The following is a 16349-nucleotide window of genomic DNA, read 5'->3' as shown; positions in this document are numbered from 1 at the left end:
AATGAATCCAATTTCCCAAGGAAGCTCCAAACACGGGAAAATATTCGGCATTTGTCGATTATTTTTTTCTAAATTAATAAACGGCGTTCAATAAAAACTCGACAGAAGTCGATAAATTTGCTTGTCAATATTTTCACTACGGGAAAGCTCTAGCCGTTTCCTTCATTTAGACATAAAATTCTCAAGCGGAGGGAAAAGGGGAAAATAGTATGATAGAGAAATTCAAACAAGACTTCTGTCGGCTGGGATTTTTAGTTCTCTGCTTAAGTCTGTTCACATGCGGAAAAAAAGAAACAAATTCAGCACCTATTTTAAGTTTGGTGGGAATTGAAAATTCAAATGCAAATATTGTTTCGAATGATGAATGGACTGAAAGCTCTGTCAGATCTACGGAGAGTCCTAGCTTAGGAAATTCTCCTTATCTTGTCGGTGCTGGAATCTTTGATATCACAGGTCCTGCTGCTGAAGTGGGCATGATGGGATTTGCAGACCCTGACCAAAAAACAGAAGGAATATATATGCGACTTTGGTCTAGGGCTTTTATCGTTGGCAATTCACAACAGCGTGTTGTATTTGTCAGCGCAGATTTAGGACAAGTCTTTCAGTCAGTCAAACAAGGTGTATCAAAAAAAATAGCATCTGATCCGAATTTGGCGCCATACTACAACGATCGTAATGTTTTGATCTCTGCAACCCACACCCATAGCGGTCCAGGAGGTTCTTCCCATTATTTTCTCTACAATGCTACGACGGCAGGATTCATAAAAGAAAATTACGATATTATTGTAGATGGTATTTATCAATCTATCAAACGTGCGCATCAAAATTTAGTTCCTGGAAAAATTTTGATCAACGAAGGTGATTTAACTAATGCAAGTATGAATCGCTCAATTGTCGCATATGAAAAAAACCCAATCTCAGAGCGGAACTTTTATAATTCAAGCGTAGATACCAAAATGACTCTTTTGAAATTTGTGGCTGAAGATGGTCGCGAATTAGGGACAATCAACTGGTTTGCAGTTCACCCAACAAGTATAGGCCCTACGAATAAGTTAATTGGTGGCGACCATAAAGGCTTAGCATCTTATCTCTTCGAAAAAAGTAAAAGTACAAATTATTCTGCTACCTCTACTTTTGTTGCTGCATTTGCCCAATCAAATGCAGGGGATGTTACCCCTAATCTTTGGGGACCAGCAGATGGTATCAATGACTACCCGAGACAAAACCTAATTGCTGATCGCCAATTGCAAAGAGCGCAAAGCCTATACCAAAATGCAACGACCCCAATTTTAGGTTCTGTCGATTTTCGTCATACTTACGTTAACTTCTCAAACTTATTTGTGAGTAGCGTGGGTAAGGCAACATGTCCTGCTGGAATGGGCGCTTCCTTTGCTGCAGGCAGTACGGAAGACAATTCAGTAATCGTTGATTTTTTTAACGAAGGAGTCACAGTTAACTCATTGGATTGGAATGACAATGCACGTGAGACATTTATTTCTAGCTTTTTTGGTGGCGTATTGGGTGTTTTTTGGCCTTCTTCGGTAAGCGAGGCATACAAACTATGCCATGAAGAGAAACCTGTCTTAATTCCTACCGGTGTTGCAAGTTTTGATGGAAATCCTTGGACTCCTCCGATTGTCCCATTACAAATTTTCAAAATTGGAAATTTGGCGATTGTTGCTGTGCCAGCAGAGGTCTCAACAATGGCGGGACGAAGGCTTCGCGCTATCGTGAAAAATATTCTCCAAACTGACTATATTGTTCTTTCCTCTTTAGCAAATACATACACATCCTATGTGACAACAAAAGAAGAGTACTCTTCTCAACAATACGAAGGTGCCTCGACCCAATTTGGACCGAACACTTTGTTAGCGTATGAACAAGAGTTTTCGAAACTTGCCATATCATTGAAGAATGGCTCGAATGTCTCGACAGGACCCATTCCACCAGATTTGAGTAAGTTCCAAGCGACCTTCCAAACAGGTGTGGTTTTTGATGATGTGCCTTGGTTCAAAAGTTTTGGATCCGTAGAAACACAACCGGCGGCTACTTATGCAGTAGGTGCACCTGTTTCCGTAGTTTTTTGGGGAGCCCATCCAAAAAACAATGCCTTAATTGGGAGCTCTTATTTGGATGTGGAACAGTGGACTGGTAGCAATTGGAAAGTGGTTGCACGTGATTTTGATCCTTCTACAACTTATCATTGGAAACGTGATGGAATCGCCTACTCAAAGATAACCATCAAGTGGGATACACAATCGTTTCCGAAGGGGACATACCGCATTCGTCATAGGGGACATTGGAAATCGGGTTGGACTGGTGCCATCAGTTCGTACCAAGGGCTAAGCAACTCATTCGTTCTCAATTAACTGATTCAACTAAGAATGTCCTTCATTTGGTAAGGACATCTGGATTGACTTTTGTTCGATTCATGCCACATTCGCTGTATGAATCGAATTGTAGATGCCTCCTTATCACCCGACCTTTCGCCTCGCCAATTCAAATTCACTAGCAAACAAGGCCGAAACAGAAGGACAAAATTATTAACAGTGACTTTGGAAGCCTTACGCTCCCGTCCCCCGGAAGAGATTAAATTCATTGAAATCTGTAAATTGGCAAACATACCGAGAGCATCTGCCTACCATTTTTTTCCAAATATCGAAGCCATCTTTCATGGCATCCGACTTCTACATGCGGAAACCATCATTGAGCGATTCGAAGCCTTGCAAGAGGAAAAGCTTATCTCTTGGAAGGAGTTCATTGAAAGGTTTATAGATGTAGCTGTGGAGGTGACAAAGTCAGAACCAGCCTTTCCTCGATTGATCTATGAATACCGAGTAACAAATCCTGAGATTAGAACAGTCGGAAGAGAACTAGATGCAAAACTTTCCAAACTAGCTTTAAAAGGGATTCAAGATCGCTTTTCATTGCCAAAAGGAGAGAATTGGGAACAAATCTTTGGATTTGCTTTCACAATCGCCGATGCACTTTTAAAGTTTGCCCAAAGAAATTTTGGAGATTTTACCCCTGAGCTCGTGCAAGAAAGTAAAAAAGCTACCATTGCATACCTCAGTCTCTATTTAAAGAACTAGAATCAATTTATTTCTTATTTTATGCTTTCAAAATTCCTTTTTGAAGTTTAGAAAGATTCTCGTGGTGCAAAATATTGAAATCAGTGAAATATTGAATTTATTTTTCAGCTTTATAGGTTCACTTATCTTATTTCGATTTTTAAAGCGAAAATACTTCCCTAAATTTAAATTTTTCCTCTTAAGTTTCTTCTTTGTTTTTTTAAGTACAATTTGTACTGTTACAGAAGGATTTTTTTTCCACGACCTGTTCAACGTTGCTGAACATCTTTTCTTAATGTTATCGGTTGTTTCTTTGTATCTAAGCATTAAAAGGGAAATTCTCAGTGCAAACCTTCCAAATTAATGAGATTTCCATAATAGATTTGATTGGGCTCGTTTTTTGTACTTTAGCTCTCATTGAAATAGTTTCCTATATCTTTCAAAAAAAACTACAGAATGTTGATTTCGTTATTCTGTCCGCCTATACATTTTCGATAACATTCGTATTTATATCGAATATATTTGAACATGGTTTTCTTTGGAATTTTTTAGACGAATACGAGGGTTTTTTTAAAGATCTACATACGTTATTCTTTTTAGTGTTTTTATATATCCAAACTATGAATCGAATTCAATCGGAAAGGATTCAACATGAAAAGCTAATCCAAGAAGGTCTTGAAATCAAAACAAAACTTTTAATGGAAATTCACCATAGAGTCAATAACAACCTTCAGATGATTTCCGGCTTAATCACTCTTCAAAAAAATTCTATCCAGGATCAAAAAATTATCAAAGCATTTGAATTTATCTATAACAGAATTTTTACGATCGCCTCCGTACATCGCCTTGTTTACCAATCCAAAGACATTCTGCGATGCCATTTAAGACCAATCATTGAATCTATACTTGAACAATTAAAAATGACATTTATGTTCCAACAAAACATTATTTCTTTGCATATGGATGTTGATGCTGATTTAACGATTGATTTGGATAGAGCCATTATTCTCGGCCTAATCTTAAATGAGTTAATTTGTAATTCTTTCCAACATGCCTTTGCTCCTGAACAGGAGGGAATCGTGGAGGTTCGATTGCAAATCAGTGCAGAAATATATGAATTAAATGTGTATGACAATGGAATTGGCTGGAGAGCAGATTCCGAATCAACTTCTGGAATCGGTCTGGTATTGGTATCAAACCTTGTTTCTCAATTAAATGGAAACTTAGAAACAACTTTTGAAAATGGAACAAATATCAAAATAATATTTCCTTCTAGAAATATAGTTACTGTTTAGTTAGTATATTACCTAAGCATGATGTATATCCTTTTTCGGTAGATCCTGACTGGAGAATGTCTTGTTACAGAATGATTATTCTGTAAAAGGTATCTAGGAGAAAAAGTATGAAAACAAAGTTCATCTTAACATCTATTTTCATTTTTAGCATTCTATCGTGTTCAGGAAAGGTTGAAGAGATTACCGAATATGTCCATCCACACGGATCAAATCCGAAAGGAAAAATACTGATGGTTGTGAGTTCACCTTCGGTATCTCAGCAGACAGGATGGCCTATAGGCTTTTGGGCTGCAGAACTCACGCATCCTTTATTTGTTTTCCAAGAAGCTGGTTATGCTGTAGAAGTTGTTTCGACGGAAGGTGGCAAACTATATATGGATGCCTATTCTGACCCAACAGATAAGAGTGGTTATTCGGCTCATGATATCATCTCACTTGGATACTTGCAGAAAAAATCATTCCAAGAACTTTTACAAAATACTAAAAAATTTACAGATGTAAACCCGTCAGAATATGATGCGATTTTTTTAGTGGGAGGACAAGGTCCTATGTATACCTTTAAAGGAAATGTTGCATTACAAAATCTATTTGCTTCTTTTTATGAAGCAGGGAAACCGTCTGCTGCTGTCTGCCATTCCACCACTTTACTGTTGGAAACCAAATTGAAAAATGGAGACCTCCTCGTAAAAGGAAAAACATGGACCGGTTTCGCAGATGCAGAAGAAGAATATGCAGACAAAGCTGTAGGCCAAAAGATCCAACCCTACCGAATTGAAACAGAGGCAAAGAAAATTGCTGGCACAAACTTTAAGGTTGCCGCTCCTTTTTCTTCTTATGCGATCAAAGACGGAAATTTGATTACTGGACAACAGCAAAATTCAGGGGCATCTGCTGCGAAACTATTGGTTCATTCCCTAAAAAAATAATCACTTTCTCTTAGCCACTTTAACAGATGTAAGTGGCTTTTTTATTCCCTTTGCATATTCACTTGGAGTCATTTTCTTAACTGACTTAAATGCAATATTAAAATTTGCTTTCGAATTGAAACCAACTTGGTAAGCCAGATGTAACAAATTTACCTTTGGTTGCTCCTCTATTTTTTTACAAACTTCTTCAATTCGGTACTCATTTAAAAATCGATTAAAGTTCATTCCCAAATAGGCATTGATGTATTCACTCAATTGGTAATCTTTTATCCTTAGCCGCTCAGCAAAATTAGCTAGGTTTAAATTTTCTTCCTGGTAGACTTTTTCTTCCACCATAAGTCTCTGGATCTTTGTATGTAGCTCGTCTAGGTCTAAGTTCAAAATCCTGGATGTTTGGTAGGATTGCCGCAGGCCTGGTAGTATTTCACTAAATAAGTTGGGTTGTGCTTGTGAACGTAAAAAGGCAATCACTGCCATTAAAGTTGCAAGGAAAGCCGCGGAATACAAGCCTTCTGTCCAGCGAAAGAGGATGCTTACCAAGATCAAAACAGCAAACACAATATTTCCGTTGATGATCATACTCAATATCCGTACACCCATTGCGGCTGCTGGATTGGGATTATGAAAGAGGATCTTTCTGTAGGAATGGATCATCTTTAGAAATGTAAAAATCCAATAGAGACAGCCAAGTGTAGCAAAGTACTCTGGTAAAGAAAGAAAACCATTATTGAAATTTGTGTGCAGTGGACTTGATCCAATATTTGGATCGATTGTTTGCAACCCAAGGAAGACAATCAGTGAGAGAAAGAAGGGTAAGAATCGATACCATTTCTTGAAATCCACAAACTCATTCGATAGGAATTGTTCGATCGTATATTGCATGCTAGCTGGGATCAGGAAGATTGCAAAGAGATAGCCATGATTTAGAAATGCATTTCCCAGAGATAATTTTTTAAAGACCAAGTATGCATAAACGATCAGAATAGACGCTGCAATGGCAGAAATAGAGGCAAAGGGAAATCCCTTAGATTTACCATGTTTTGTATACAGGTGTAAGGCAAGGAGCAGGTGAAACCAAGCACCGAACAACAACCAAGATCCTAAGAATTCAAGCATTGCCTTACCCAACAAAATGGCTTACAGTGCGAAAGCCTTTACGGACTTTTTGTACGGAAAAAAGGGAAAAAATGATCATTTTGGACTCAAAAAAACGACTAAAATTCTCATTTTAGACGCATGCAAGCCATATTTATGATAAATAGGAGGCAAAGCGGAGACAATTTATGAAAAACTACCAAACAAAAATTGCTTTGAGCTGCCTGGCGATTTCCCTAACACTTGCCTGCGGACCAAGCGAAAACAAAAACCCTTCTTCAGTTCCCATATTGGGCTTACTTGGTTCTGTCCAAGAAACAGGAACCTCGTCCAGTGCCGAACAGTTAGCACTCTCAAATGCTTCGCAAAGAAGTCAAATCGATGCTGCCTTTGCAGCTGAAAACGACGGGAGCTTTACCTTTAATGACCAAGTTTCCTTCACATCCTATGATGGCACGAAGATAACAGGAAATATCTTTCAACCAAAATCGGGTGTAGGACCGTATCCAGCGATCATCTTTGTCAATAGCTGGGCCTTAAACGAATATGAATACATTGTGCCGGCGGCAAAATTAGCGAAAAAAGGATATGTAGTACTTAGCTATAACACAAGAGGATTTGGTACTTCTGAAGGAAAGATCAATGTAGCGGGTCCCAAGGATATGGAAGATCTTTCCAGTGCGATTGATTATCTGCAAAGAGTTTCCCCAGTGAATGAAAACATTGGGATTGCTGGTATCTCCTATGGCGCAGGTATCTCCCTTCTCGGTGCCACCAAAGAACCAAGAATTAAAACTGCAGTAGCTATGAGTGGATGGGGAAGTTTGCCAGACTCGTTGTATGGCAACCAGACCCCAAGACTTGTTTGGGGATTGCTTTTGATAGCTTCTGGATATCTCACAGGAAGAATGGATCCCATTATTGCAGAAAATTTTCAAAAACTTTTGGATAACCGAGATGTACAATCCGTTCTCAATTGGGCAGGAGATCGTTCACCTAGCAGCTTTGTTTCAGCATTGAACGCAACAGGTAAACCAGTATATATATCTAGTAACTCCCAAGACAATCTTTTCCAGCCAAATCAAATTTTGGATTATTTTCAAAGGTTAACAGTTCCGAAAAAATTAGACCTCAACAATGGTATCCATGCGACGGCAGAGATTGGAGGAGTACTAGGCTTACAAAACTATGTTTGGACAAATGCATATGATTGGTTTGATTATTGGTTAAAAGGAATTCCCAATGGGATCATGTCAAAACCAAGAGTCAGTATCCAAAAAAGACATGTTAGTGAACGTGTTTTTTATAGCAATTGGCCAATCCAAAACCAAGTGAGTCGCATTTACCATCTTAGACCTATGGGTATGTTTAACTTAACACCTGGTTCAATCAGTACCTCTAACAATACAAGTAACACATCAAATACGATCATTGCGGGAGCGACAGCGGCCACTACAGGGGTGCCCTTGGTATCTGAGATTTTAGATGGTGCAGTCTCTGTTCCAGTCAAAACAAATGTAAACTTAATTGACCGAAGCAATGCCATGGTGTATTTATCAGACTCCTTACCGAGTATCTTAAAAGTAAGAGGAAAGATAACCTATAAAGCTAGAATTAATTCTGCAGTCAGTCGTCCTCACTCTGTTGTTTACTTATATGAAGTTGATTCTTGGGGAACTGGAACACTGATAACCCACGGAACCAGTACACTGGCTACTAGCAGCGGTCGGGATACAGATCTTGTTTTGGATTTACAAGCTGTAGCGCACGATTTCCCTAAAGGCACTCGTCTTGGGCTTGCCATCGACAACGTCGATCCAATGTATGCAAATCCATACCCACTCTTAACCTATGTAAATCAATTTAGACATAGCTCACAAACAAGCTCAACCTTGACCATCCAATCAGAGTGATTGGATGATGGTTTGGGGGCATGGCCCCCTTTTTTTTGAAACTTAATTTGTTTACTAACCTAAAGAACAGCTAAATAGCTATTCAGACCAGGCATAGGATTCGCGATCGGGGTCATACAATACCGCACGTCCGTTGATGAATCCTTTATGAAATATGAAGTCTTGTTTTGAATCGTCGTAACGTAAGACAAGCTTGCTTGTATCAATGGCTTCGGTGATGGAAGATTCAATTTTGATTAACTTGGAACTTTGGTTAGCGATTAACTCTTTATTATCTCCAGAGCAGTTCAGATTTCCCGAATTGACAATGATGTAATTTGCTCCTGACATCTTACCGATTTGTGCAGTTTGACCAGAAGTTAATCCAGATTTTTGTATTTTGATTTCTTCCAGTAAATAGGAAAAACTATCCCGATCCACCAAATGAAAGTTAGTATTTTTACCATGAAACTTTAAGAGCTGAGATTCCATTTGGATGTTCGACTGTTTTAGCACACCCAAAAATACTTCCTCAGAAAAGGAACAATTCGTAGAAGAAAGTTCTCGAGGAACCAGAACCAAAAGATTCACAGTCTCCCTTTTCATGATTTCATTTAATTTTGAATCAATATTTGTATCTTGAACACCCAGATATTGTTTTGGGGTAGAGAGGCAGGACAAGAGGACAAAAACCAACGAAACTATAGCTTTATTCACAAATTCACCCGCTCCATCCCAGCACAAAATCTTTCCCTTTTCTAGCCAAAAAGACCTATTTTGGTGGTTTCACGATCGACACCTGTCCACAATTTTACCTTGCCAGGCGGTAGAATCTTCTCTATTCTGGTCACGTTTCTCCTCGGTTCACGAGGGAACTGAGGATTGGTATGGCAAAAATAAATCGATTGGTCTTGGTCGTTCTGGTAGTGTTTCTTCTACCTCTATTCTATTTGGGTTTTCTGTATATTTCTAGGCAGGAAAAAAGAACCAATCCTGTTTTCCCCTCGCAGTTTGTTGATTCCGAAACCTACTGCCAAGGCAAAGAACAAAAACGTTATGCGTTTACACCAGGGGACACACAAAAACTCCAAACAAAATTAAACTCTCTCGAAGAATGCACAACGATTGAACTCTCTGCCGGCAAGTTTATCTTTAACAACTCACTTTCTATTTCAGGAACAAATGGGATTGTGCTCAGAGGAGCAGGGAAAAAGAAAACAACCATCCAATTTGTAAATGCAGGAAATGTCAATGGCGTAGACATTGAAGCTTCTCACAACTTTACCATTCGAGACCTACAAATTCTAGATAGCCCAAAGAATGGCTTGGAAATCAGGCTTTCCGAAAATATCCTTATAGATTCCATTGAAGTTACTTGGTCGGCTCGGTTTGGCGAAGATAAAAAGAAAAACGGTGCCTATGGAGTTTATCCTGTAAATGTTGTAAATGTTTTATTACAAAATACGGACACTTCGTACGCATCTGACGCTGGTCTCTACGTAGGCCAATGTATCAACGCTCTCGTAAGAAACAACCGTGCCGAACATAATGTGATGGGTTTAGAAATTGAAAACACTGTGAATGCAGATGTTTATGACAACATAGTTACAAATAATACGGGTGGCTTTTTGGCTTATGACCTAAACAAAAATACCATTGTTTCTCGAAACATCCGAGTCCACCGAAACCAAATCTTTGGAAATAACAATCCCAACTTCGCAAGCACAGGAATCGTAAAAACGGTGCCTGCGGGTGTTGGTATGGTTCTTACTTCCATTCGCGATATTGAAATCTTTGATAATACCTTTGGTGATAACAATACAGCAGATATCGGAATCATGAATGGTCTCGTTTCTGAGACGCCAAATTTCTCCGAATGGCCAATGAACAATTGGAGAGCACATAATATCTACTTACACGACAATATATTCCAAGATGGATCAGGGAAGGCTGTTGACAATGGGCAAACAGATGAAAAGAGTAGACCCTTGGGTTTGCTCGTTAAACTAGTTGCCGATGCACTCAATGAATTCCAAGTAAGCCAAGGAAAAGCGGCAGAACCTGTTCCGAACATTGTGTATGATGGTGTCGAACCAGGTTTTACAATCCTTGTCATGACAACTTGGTTTGGAAACCAAGCAGGCAATGCGAATCACATTTGTTTAAAAAATAATAATAAAGGAAAGATCCAACCAAGTTTACTTGATCTAAATTTGCCTGCCTTACTCAACAATTCTGAAGACCCAACCAAAGATTCGATCAAGAATGCTGTCACAAGGGGTGAAACAAAAATTTACCGCGCCTCCGACTCCCCATCTTATGGTGGGAGTCCTGAAGCAGGATTTGATTGTGAAGGCTTTCAGTTTGAAGGTCTACCCGTACAATTCCCAAAAAGCTAATGCATAGAAAATGAGGGACATGACATGAGAATCTTTTCCTTTAGTTGTTTACTATTTACCGTATGTTCATTTGCCTTTTGTTCAAAAAAAGCAAATCTAAACTCGGAAGGAACAGAGGTAAAGATCCAAGAGTCTCTTTCTCAATACAAAATTTTTGCTTCCATCAAAAATGAAGGACTAGTCCCGATTCCAAATGGATTTCGTTATGATTTGAATACGGCACTATTTTCAGATTATGCAACGAAAGATAGAGTGATCTTCCTACCGGACGGAACCAATATGGAATATGACTCTGAAAAGGAGTTCAAATTTCCTATTGGTAGTATCATTTCCAAAACGTTCTCACTTCCTGCAAACTTTAGTACTTCTTCAGGGCAAAGTGGCAAACGAATCGAGACAAGACTTTTGATTCATCAACCCAAAGGTTGGTTTGCTGTGTCATATGTTTGGAATGAGGATAATACTGAGGCTTTCATTTCATACGCGGGTGAGTCTATCCCAGTTACCTTTCAAAATGAAAAAGGGGAAAAGGATTCATTTTTTTATACCGTTCCTTCCCGAAACCAATGTGCCTCTTGCCACCAAGCCTATGAAGGTAGAACCCAGACTATTGTACCAATTGGAATCAAAGCAAGGCATTTAAACAAAACCTATTCATTTGAAGGTAGTACTGAAAACCAGCTAAAGCTTATGGAAACAAAAGGTCTATTAGTTGGCTTGCCAATGTTTGGTGTTCCCAAAGTAGCCAATGCTTTTGATCCAAAAGAGACTATTGAAGATCGGGCACGTGCCTACTTGGATATCAATTGTGCCCATTGCCACCAAACAAGAGCAGCTGGTGGTATAAATTCCAAACTCATTTTATCTTACGATGAGACTGATCGCTCTCACTTCGGTGTATGTAAAACGCCAGGTTCTGCCGGCAAGGGTGGTGGTGGATTGCGCTATGACGTAGTGCCAGGCCATCCAGAAGATTCGATCTTACATTACCGTATGGCGACAAAAGATCCAGGTGCTATGATGCCACAAATCGGAAGAGCACTCGTCCATAAAGAGGGAGTTCAATTGATCTATGATTGGATTCGAGAAATGCCTTCCCAAGATTGCCCTTAATCTAAGAAATTTCGTATTGTCAGAGGAGACAAATGAACGAATGTAGTGGCTTATGAGTTACTATGCAGTTTTGGTTTGTATCCCTCTCTCCATTTGTGTCGCTTTTTTAATCCATTGGTATACCTTACGACCCATCCAAAACTCAAAAAATAGATTGGAGGTTTCGCGAGGAACCTACCTTGGTTTCTCTATACAAATATTGTTATTTGCATTTTTACTTTTCTATCTAGGCGGATCCGTATTTTTAGCACCAGTATTTGCAATCATCTTTTCTTTCTTAGGTGATTGGTTTAACCTGCAATTCCCTATCGCTCTTAAAAATAATGGCGAACCATTGATTGGAGGTATTGTTAGTTTTGCGATGGCTCAGCTCTTTTACATATCTGCCTTTTTTCAGATTCTGCCTTGGTCAATGCTATATTCAGGAATCGTGCCATATTTACTTAGTCTAAGTTTTTTAATTTTAACTGGCGTTATCTTTTATTTTAGAGTATATGAACCTAAACGATCAAAACCTATAATGATATCTGCTCTTATCTACGGATTGCTTTTGTCATTTTTTGTCTCTCTAACGGCAAATGCATACATTCAATTCGGTGGTGTTTGGTTGTTTCTTTTGCTGGGTGGTCTATTTTTTATTGCATCCGATGCTATTATGGGTGAGACAACAATCAATGGAACAAGACACCCTGTTTGGGAATACCAAGTTCCTTGGATTACTTATCTTTTGGCTCAAGGATTATTATTGATCGGTTTCTTTTTGGTTTCGCATACAAAGATGGTTCATTAATTTAACTTAAATTGTCGGTAAGTAAGATTGATTCTGGGAGTTTGTATCCTTTTCATTTTTGGCAATGCATGTAGCCAATTAGTTTGCGTTTCTCCTCTCATCAAGAGTAAACTACCTGGTTCCAAATCAATTGCGATTGTCTCTTTCGTTTTTTTGTGTCTAAAATAAAATTTTCTCTCTGTTCCTAAACTGACTGAAGCGATGGTTGTTCTCTCCCCCAATGACTTTTCATCATCCGAATGCCAGGCCATACCTTCGTTACCTGAATGGTATAAATTCAATAGACATGAATTGAATTTTGCTCGTGACTTTTCTTCCACGAGTGTCTTCATCGAATATAAAACATCAGTCCATGGAAGTGCCTTCTTTGCTGTGCCAGAGTATATATATTCAAAGTCATCATCACCATACCAGGCAACTTTTCTTTTTGTAATGATGTGCTTTGCAAATATCTTTGCTTCATCGTGTTTCCAAGCAGAGGAGGAGAATATAGCGTCAAAGTAGTCACTCGCCTCCTTAGGCTTCAGAAAGGGACCTAAGTATTCTACAATCCCATCATAAGGCAAAAGATTTTCTCTTTCGTTTCGTTTAAATAAATCCATTTTTCTATTTTAAGTATTCAGATAGCATACAATGTCCACATATTGGAAAGCCTAGCTCTTTGTGAAAAATAAATTAGCTGACTGCGTCATGAAAGATAATCCCTAAACTAAATCTCTCTCCAGCATGTATAGTACTTACACCATGTTTTACCGTTGACATTGAATATCCTTTTTTTCCTAAAATTGGTCGAAAGTTTGTTGTGATTACCAAAAGGTCTCCTTTATCCGCAGAGATAACCTTAGCTCTTGATTGTGCTCTGTATTGGCTTTCTGTAATAACAAATTCTCCACCAGAAAAATCTTGGTTTACCTTGCTTAAGCAAAGAACGATTTGGAATGGAAAAAAGATTTTACCATAAATATCTTGATGTAAGGTATTGAATCCACCTCTTTCATATCTTAAAATCAATGCTGTAGGCAATGTTTGGTTTACTTCTTTACATTGCTTAGTGAAGTCATCAAGTGAATTAGGATAAACTATATCTTTTTTAAGAATCAGCATCCAATGATTTGCGATATTTACCAAATAAGGATAAATTTCTTGTTTTATCTTTTCAATAGCTTTCGGCAAAGGATAGTGGAAATATTTATAGTCGCCTTTGCCAAAACGGTATCTTTCCATTGAAACTACCTTTCGAAAAAGAGATTCTTTTTCAAATAGTTCTTTGATTTCATCACATTCAATTGGAGTTCGATAGTTTTTTATTAAACTATAGCCATCTCGATTTAGGTCCTCTTCTAACATTGATATATTAATCATAGTCTTACCTACTAAGGGCAAGTTGGGATGCTTCCCATCCAATCATCGCAATCTTTCGCGTTTCTCCCCAATGGTATTGCCCGAATGTTCCTCCAGATTGGATCACTCGATGGCATGGAATCAAGTAAGCAACAGGGTTGTCACCTACAGCCGAGCCTACAGCACGCGCTGCTTTCGGGAGAGAGAGTTGTTCGGCAATGTTTCCATAACTCGTCAATCCTCCACTGGGAATTTTCAATAAGGCTTCCCACACCTTCAATTGAAAGTGAGTTCCTTTTAAATGAAGTTTGATTTGGTCCAACTGATTCCACTTTTGATAAAAAATCTGAAGGGCACTCTCCTGCAAGGGATCCATAGCCTGGCGGTACTTTGCATTTGGAAATGTGTCCATTAAAGAAGAAAGTGCAATTGTTTCCTCTTCCACAAAACTTAGATGGCAGATTCCTTTTTTCGTAGAAGCACAAAGCACATTGCCAAAGGGACTTTCTGAAAAACTATATTGAATCTCTAATTGTTCCCCACCATTTTTATATTCACCGGGGGTCATTCCTTCTATTTGAATGAATAGGTCGTGTAATCTACCCGTACCTGAGAGTCCCACATCCATTGCTGCACCAAACAAAGTTACATTTCTCGTTTTCAATCTTTCCTTAGCATATGTAATGGTTGTGTATTGTAAAAATTTTTTGGGGCTCACACCAGCCCATTCCGTAAAGAGTTTTTGGAAATGGAAAGGGCTTAGGTTTACTTGCTCTGCCACTTGGTCTAAATCGGGCTGCCATTGGAAGTTCTCTCGGATATAGCGAATGGCAGTTTCGATTCTTTTGAAATTTTCTGATTTGGCTAGGTCCATAGGAAAAATGATACTCTGCTTGGAATCCATAGAAAACCCGATTCTTGCGATCCCTATCAATTTTATCTGATTTGGCTTGAATTTTTTGTTGGAAGAGATCAAAAGCTCACAAAACCTATACGTTAGTATGACACCCACTCGCACAGTACAATCATTTTTGGATGCTAAGAAGAAGGGATCGCCGATCCCTGAAGAGGTTTGGAAATCCTTACACGGCTATCGAAAATGGGATGAACCAGATTTGATTGGATTGCGAAATGCATCTGCCTATGCTCCTGAAATTCTCTTTGAAGAAGGTATGGACGCAGAAATCGAAAGGTTGCTTGCGGAGTTTAAAAAGAAAATCGTACCGCATAAATTTTAATGAATTCTCAACCAGCACAAGTTCTCTACCAAGAAACAAACCCCTACGGTTCTTTTACAGCCTTCCTAGAGGATGATGGTAGAACCATTTATCTATACCTACAGTCACATAACAACCCTGATTGGAAGATGAAATCCTTATGGATTCGCAATTTAATTGATGCACCGAAGGAAAGGGATCCAGAAGATTTTGAAAGAGGCCTTGCGCCGGTTCTCACCGAATCGGAAGTGGTGAATCCGAAGGCAATGCCAAAGCTATCGGAAAGTGAAATCCATTTCATCTGGTCCGAAGAAGGTGATTCCCTCGCTCTCTTTGTAAACGAAGAATTGTATGCATACCTCCCACCTTGGTCAGGTATCAAAGGGATCCAAGGTTACCACAAAGAAGCAAAAGAAGAAGCGATCACTGCCTCCCCACTAGGTGATCCCGAGAATGGAGTTATCGCCGAACGAGTCAAAGCCGCTCGTGCATTCTGGGAAAGTGTTGCACAAAAAGGTCACTGGAAAGCGGCGCAATCACTTCGATTGCAATTTTTGGAAGAAAAACTAGGAAAACATGACAAGTATTGGTCTGCAGATGGCGGCAAATACCCTTCCTTAGGCATTGCTTCTTTTTATCCGAAAGAATTTCCTGGGATCAAAGTATTTTCAACGATTGGTATGAGTGTTCAAAACCAACCCAGTGTTGAACTGTATCACAAAGATTTTGAAAATTTTGCGCGGATTGAACTCGTTTTTGCTCTCAAACTTTTGCCAGATGTAGAAGACCATTCCGAACAATGGGTACAACATGTTCTAGGCGAAATGATTAAGTTTCCATGGAATACAGGCATCTGGTTTGGACATTCCCACAGCATCCAAAATCCTAGAAAGGACCCAGACCAACTCTATTTGGACTTCTCTTGGTTTGTATTGCGAAACATCACAGATGAATTGGACCATGATTCCACATTGGAGCTTCCTAAATTGCATGGGCTCATCTCGGAAAACGGAAAACGAGTGAACTATCTAGTGCTTACCCCAATTTCTATTGAGGAACGTATTTGTTTTATGAGAGAGGGATCACAAAAATTTTGGGAGACTTGGAAGAAGGAAGGCTATTCATTTTTCCATGATTCGGAACGAAGGATGTTAGAATTCTGAGTTTTTAACTAATTTTTCCATCCTATTTTCTTCATCTGTCCGTTACT

15 protein-coding genes are annotated in these 16349 nt (G+C 39.0%); 10 read left to right on the top strand and 5 right to left on the bottom strand.

The window, feature by feature from the left end; all coding sequences use genetic code 11:
- Positions 1–209 precede the first annotated feature (209 nt).
- From DI060_RS15980 to DI060_RS15960, 4 genes are all read left to right on the top strand, one after another.
- Positions 210–2369, top strand: a complete 2160-nt coding sequence (locus DI060_RS15980; RefSeq protein WP_108977921.1) for a neutral/alkaline ceramidase — start codon at positions 210–212, stop codon at positions 2367–2369.
- Positions 2370–2447: 78 nt separating this feature from the next.
- Positions 2448–3092 (top strand): TetR/AcrR family transcriptional regulator, encoded by a 645-nt coding sequence (locus DI060_RS15975; protein ID WP_108977920.1) that lies wholly within the window; start codon positions 2448–2450, stop codon positions 3090–3092.
- Between the two features lie 323 nt (positions 3093–3415).
- Positions 3416–4366, top strand: coding sequence for a sensor histidine kinase (locus DI060_RS15965; protein ID WP_108977919.1), 951 nt, complete (start codon positions 3416–3418; stop codon positions 4364–4366).
- Between the two features lie 107 nt (positions 4367–4473).
- Positions 4474–5292 (top strand): type 1 glutamine amidotransferase domain-containing protein, encoded by an 819-nt coding sequence (locus DI060_RS15960; RefSeq protein WP_108977918.1) that lies wholly within the window; start codon positions 4474–4476, stop codon positions 5290–5292.
- Here the strand turns inward: DI060_RS15960 and DI060_RS15955 are convergent, their stop codons facing one another.
- Positions 5293–6408, bottom strand: coding sequence for a helix-turn-helix domain-containing protein (locus tag DI060_RS15955; protein WP_108978184.1), 1116 nt, complete (start codon positions 6406–6408; stop codon positions 5293–5295).
- A gap of 167 nt (positions 6409–6575) precedes the next feature.
- Here DI060_RS15955 and DI060_RS15950 point away from each other — a divergent pair, with 167 nt between their 5' ends.
- Entirely contained in the window at positions 6576–8300 is a 1725-nt protein-coding gene (locus tag DI060_RS15950) for an alpha/beta fold hydrolase (RefSeq protein ID WP_108977917.1), read from the top strand.
- Between the two features lie 78 nt (positions 8301–8378).
- Here the strand turns inward: DI060_RS15950 and DI060_RS15945 are convergent, their stop codons facing one another.
- On the bottom strand, positions 8379–8996 hold the full coding sequence (locus DI060_RS15945) for a hypothetical protein (protein WP_135355076.1): 618 nt from the start codon (positions 8994–8996) through the stop codon (positions 8379–8381).
- A 170-nt stretch (positions 8997–9166) separates the two neighbouring features.
- Between DI060_RS15945 and DI060_RS15940 the strand changes: the two genes are divergently transcribed.
- The 3 genes from DI060_RS15940 to DI060_RS15930 are packed head-to-tail and all read left to right on the top strand — an operon-like array spanning position 9167 to position 12581.
- A complete protein-coding gene (locus DI060_RS15940; RefSeq protein WP_108977915.1) occupies positions 9167–10678 on the top strand; it encodes a parallel beta-helix domain-containing protein in 1512 nt (503 codons plus the stop codon).
- Positions 10679–10702: 24 nt separating this feature from the next.
- Positions 10703–11791 carry an SO2930 family diheme c-type cytochrome gene (locus tag DI060_RS15935; RefSeq protein ID WP_108977914.1) on the top strand — a complete coding sequence of 363 codons (1089 nt, stop codon included), beginning with the start codon at positions 10703–10705 and terminating at the stop codon, positions 11789–11791.
- A gap of 52 nt (positions 11792–11843) precedes the next feature.
- A complete protein-coding gene (locus DI060_RS15930) occupies positions 11844–12581 on the top strand; it encodes a lysoplasmalogenase family protein (RefSeq protein WP_108977913.1) in 738 nt (245 codons plus the stop codon).
- On the opposite strand, the gene DI060_RS15925 is transcribed toward DI060_RS15930, so the two are convergent.
- The 3 genes from DI060_RS15925 to DI060_RS15915 form a co-directional block, all read right to left on the bottom strand.
- Positions 12578–13183, bottom strand: a complete 606-nt coding sequence (locus tag DI060_RS15925; RefSeq protein ID WP_108977912.1) for an alpha-ketoglutarate-dependent dioxygenase AlkB family protein — start codon at positions 13181–13183, stop codon at positions 12578–12580. The genes DI060_RS15930 and DI060_RS15925 overlap by 4 nt on opposite strands.
- A gap of 73 nt (positions 13184–13256) precedes the next feature.
- A complete protein-coding gene (locus tag DI060_RS15920; protein WP_108977911.1) occupies positions 13257–13943 on the bottom strand; it encodes a 2OG-Fe(II) oxygenase in 687 nt (228 codons plus the stop codon).
- A 4-nt stretch (positions 13944–13947) separates the two neighbouring features.
- Positions 13948–14826, bottom strand: a complete 879-nt coding sequence (locus DI060_RS15915) for a methylated-DNA--[protein]-cysteine S-methyltransferase (RefSeq protein WP_439956929.1) — start codon at positions 14824–14826, stop codon at positions 13948–13950.
- Between the two features lie 58 nt (positions 14827–14884).
- Between DI060_RS15915 and DI060_RS15910 the strand changes: the two genes are divergently transcribed.
- Both DI060_RS15910 and DI060_RS15905 read left to right on the top strand, forming a co-directional pair.
- The gene (locus DI060_RS15910) at positions 14885–15160 is read left to right on the top strand and encodes a hypothetical protein (RefSeq protein ID WP_244594451.1); all 276 of its coding nucleotides are present in this window, start codon (positions 14885–14887) and stop codon (positions 15158–15160) included.
- A complete protein-coding gene (locus DI060_RS15905; RefSeq protein ID WP_108977909.1) occupies positions 15160–16302 on the top strand; it encodes a suppressor of fused domain protein in 1143 nt (380 codons plus the stop codon). Before DI060_RS15910 ends, DI060_RS15905 begins: the two co-directional genes overlap by 1 nt.
- Positions 16303–16349: the final 47 nt, after the last annotated feature.

This window comes from Leptospira ryugenii, assembly GCF_003114855.1.
Lineage (GTDB): Bacteria > Spirochaetota > Leptospiria > Leptospirales > Leptospiraceae > Leptospira_A > Leptospira_A ryugenii.
The sequence above is the reverse complement of the archived record's forward strand: the minus strand, read 5'-3'. Positions and strand labels throughout refer to the sequence as shown.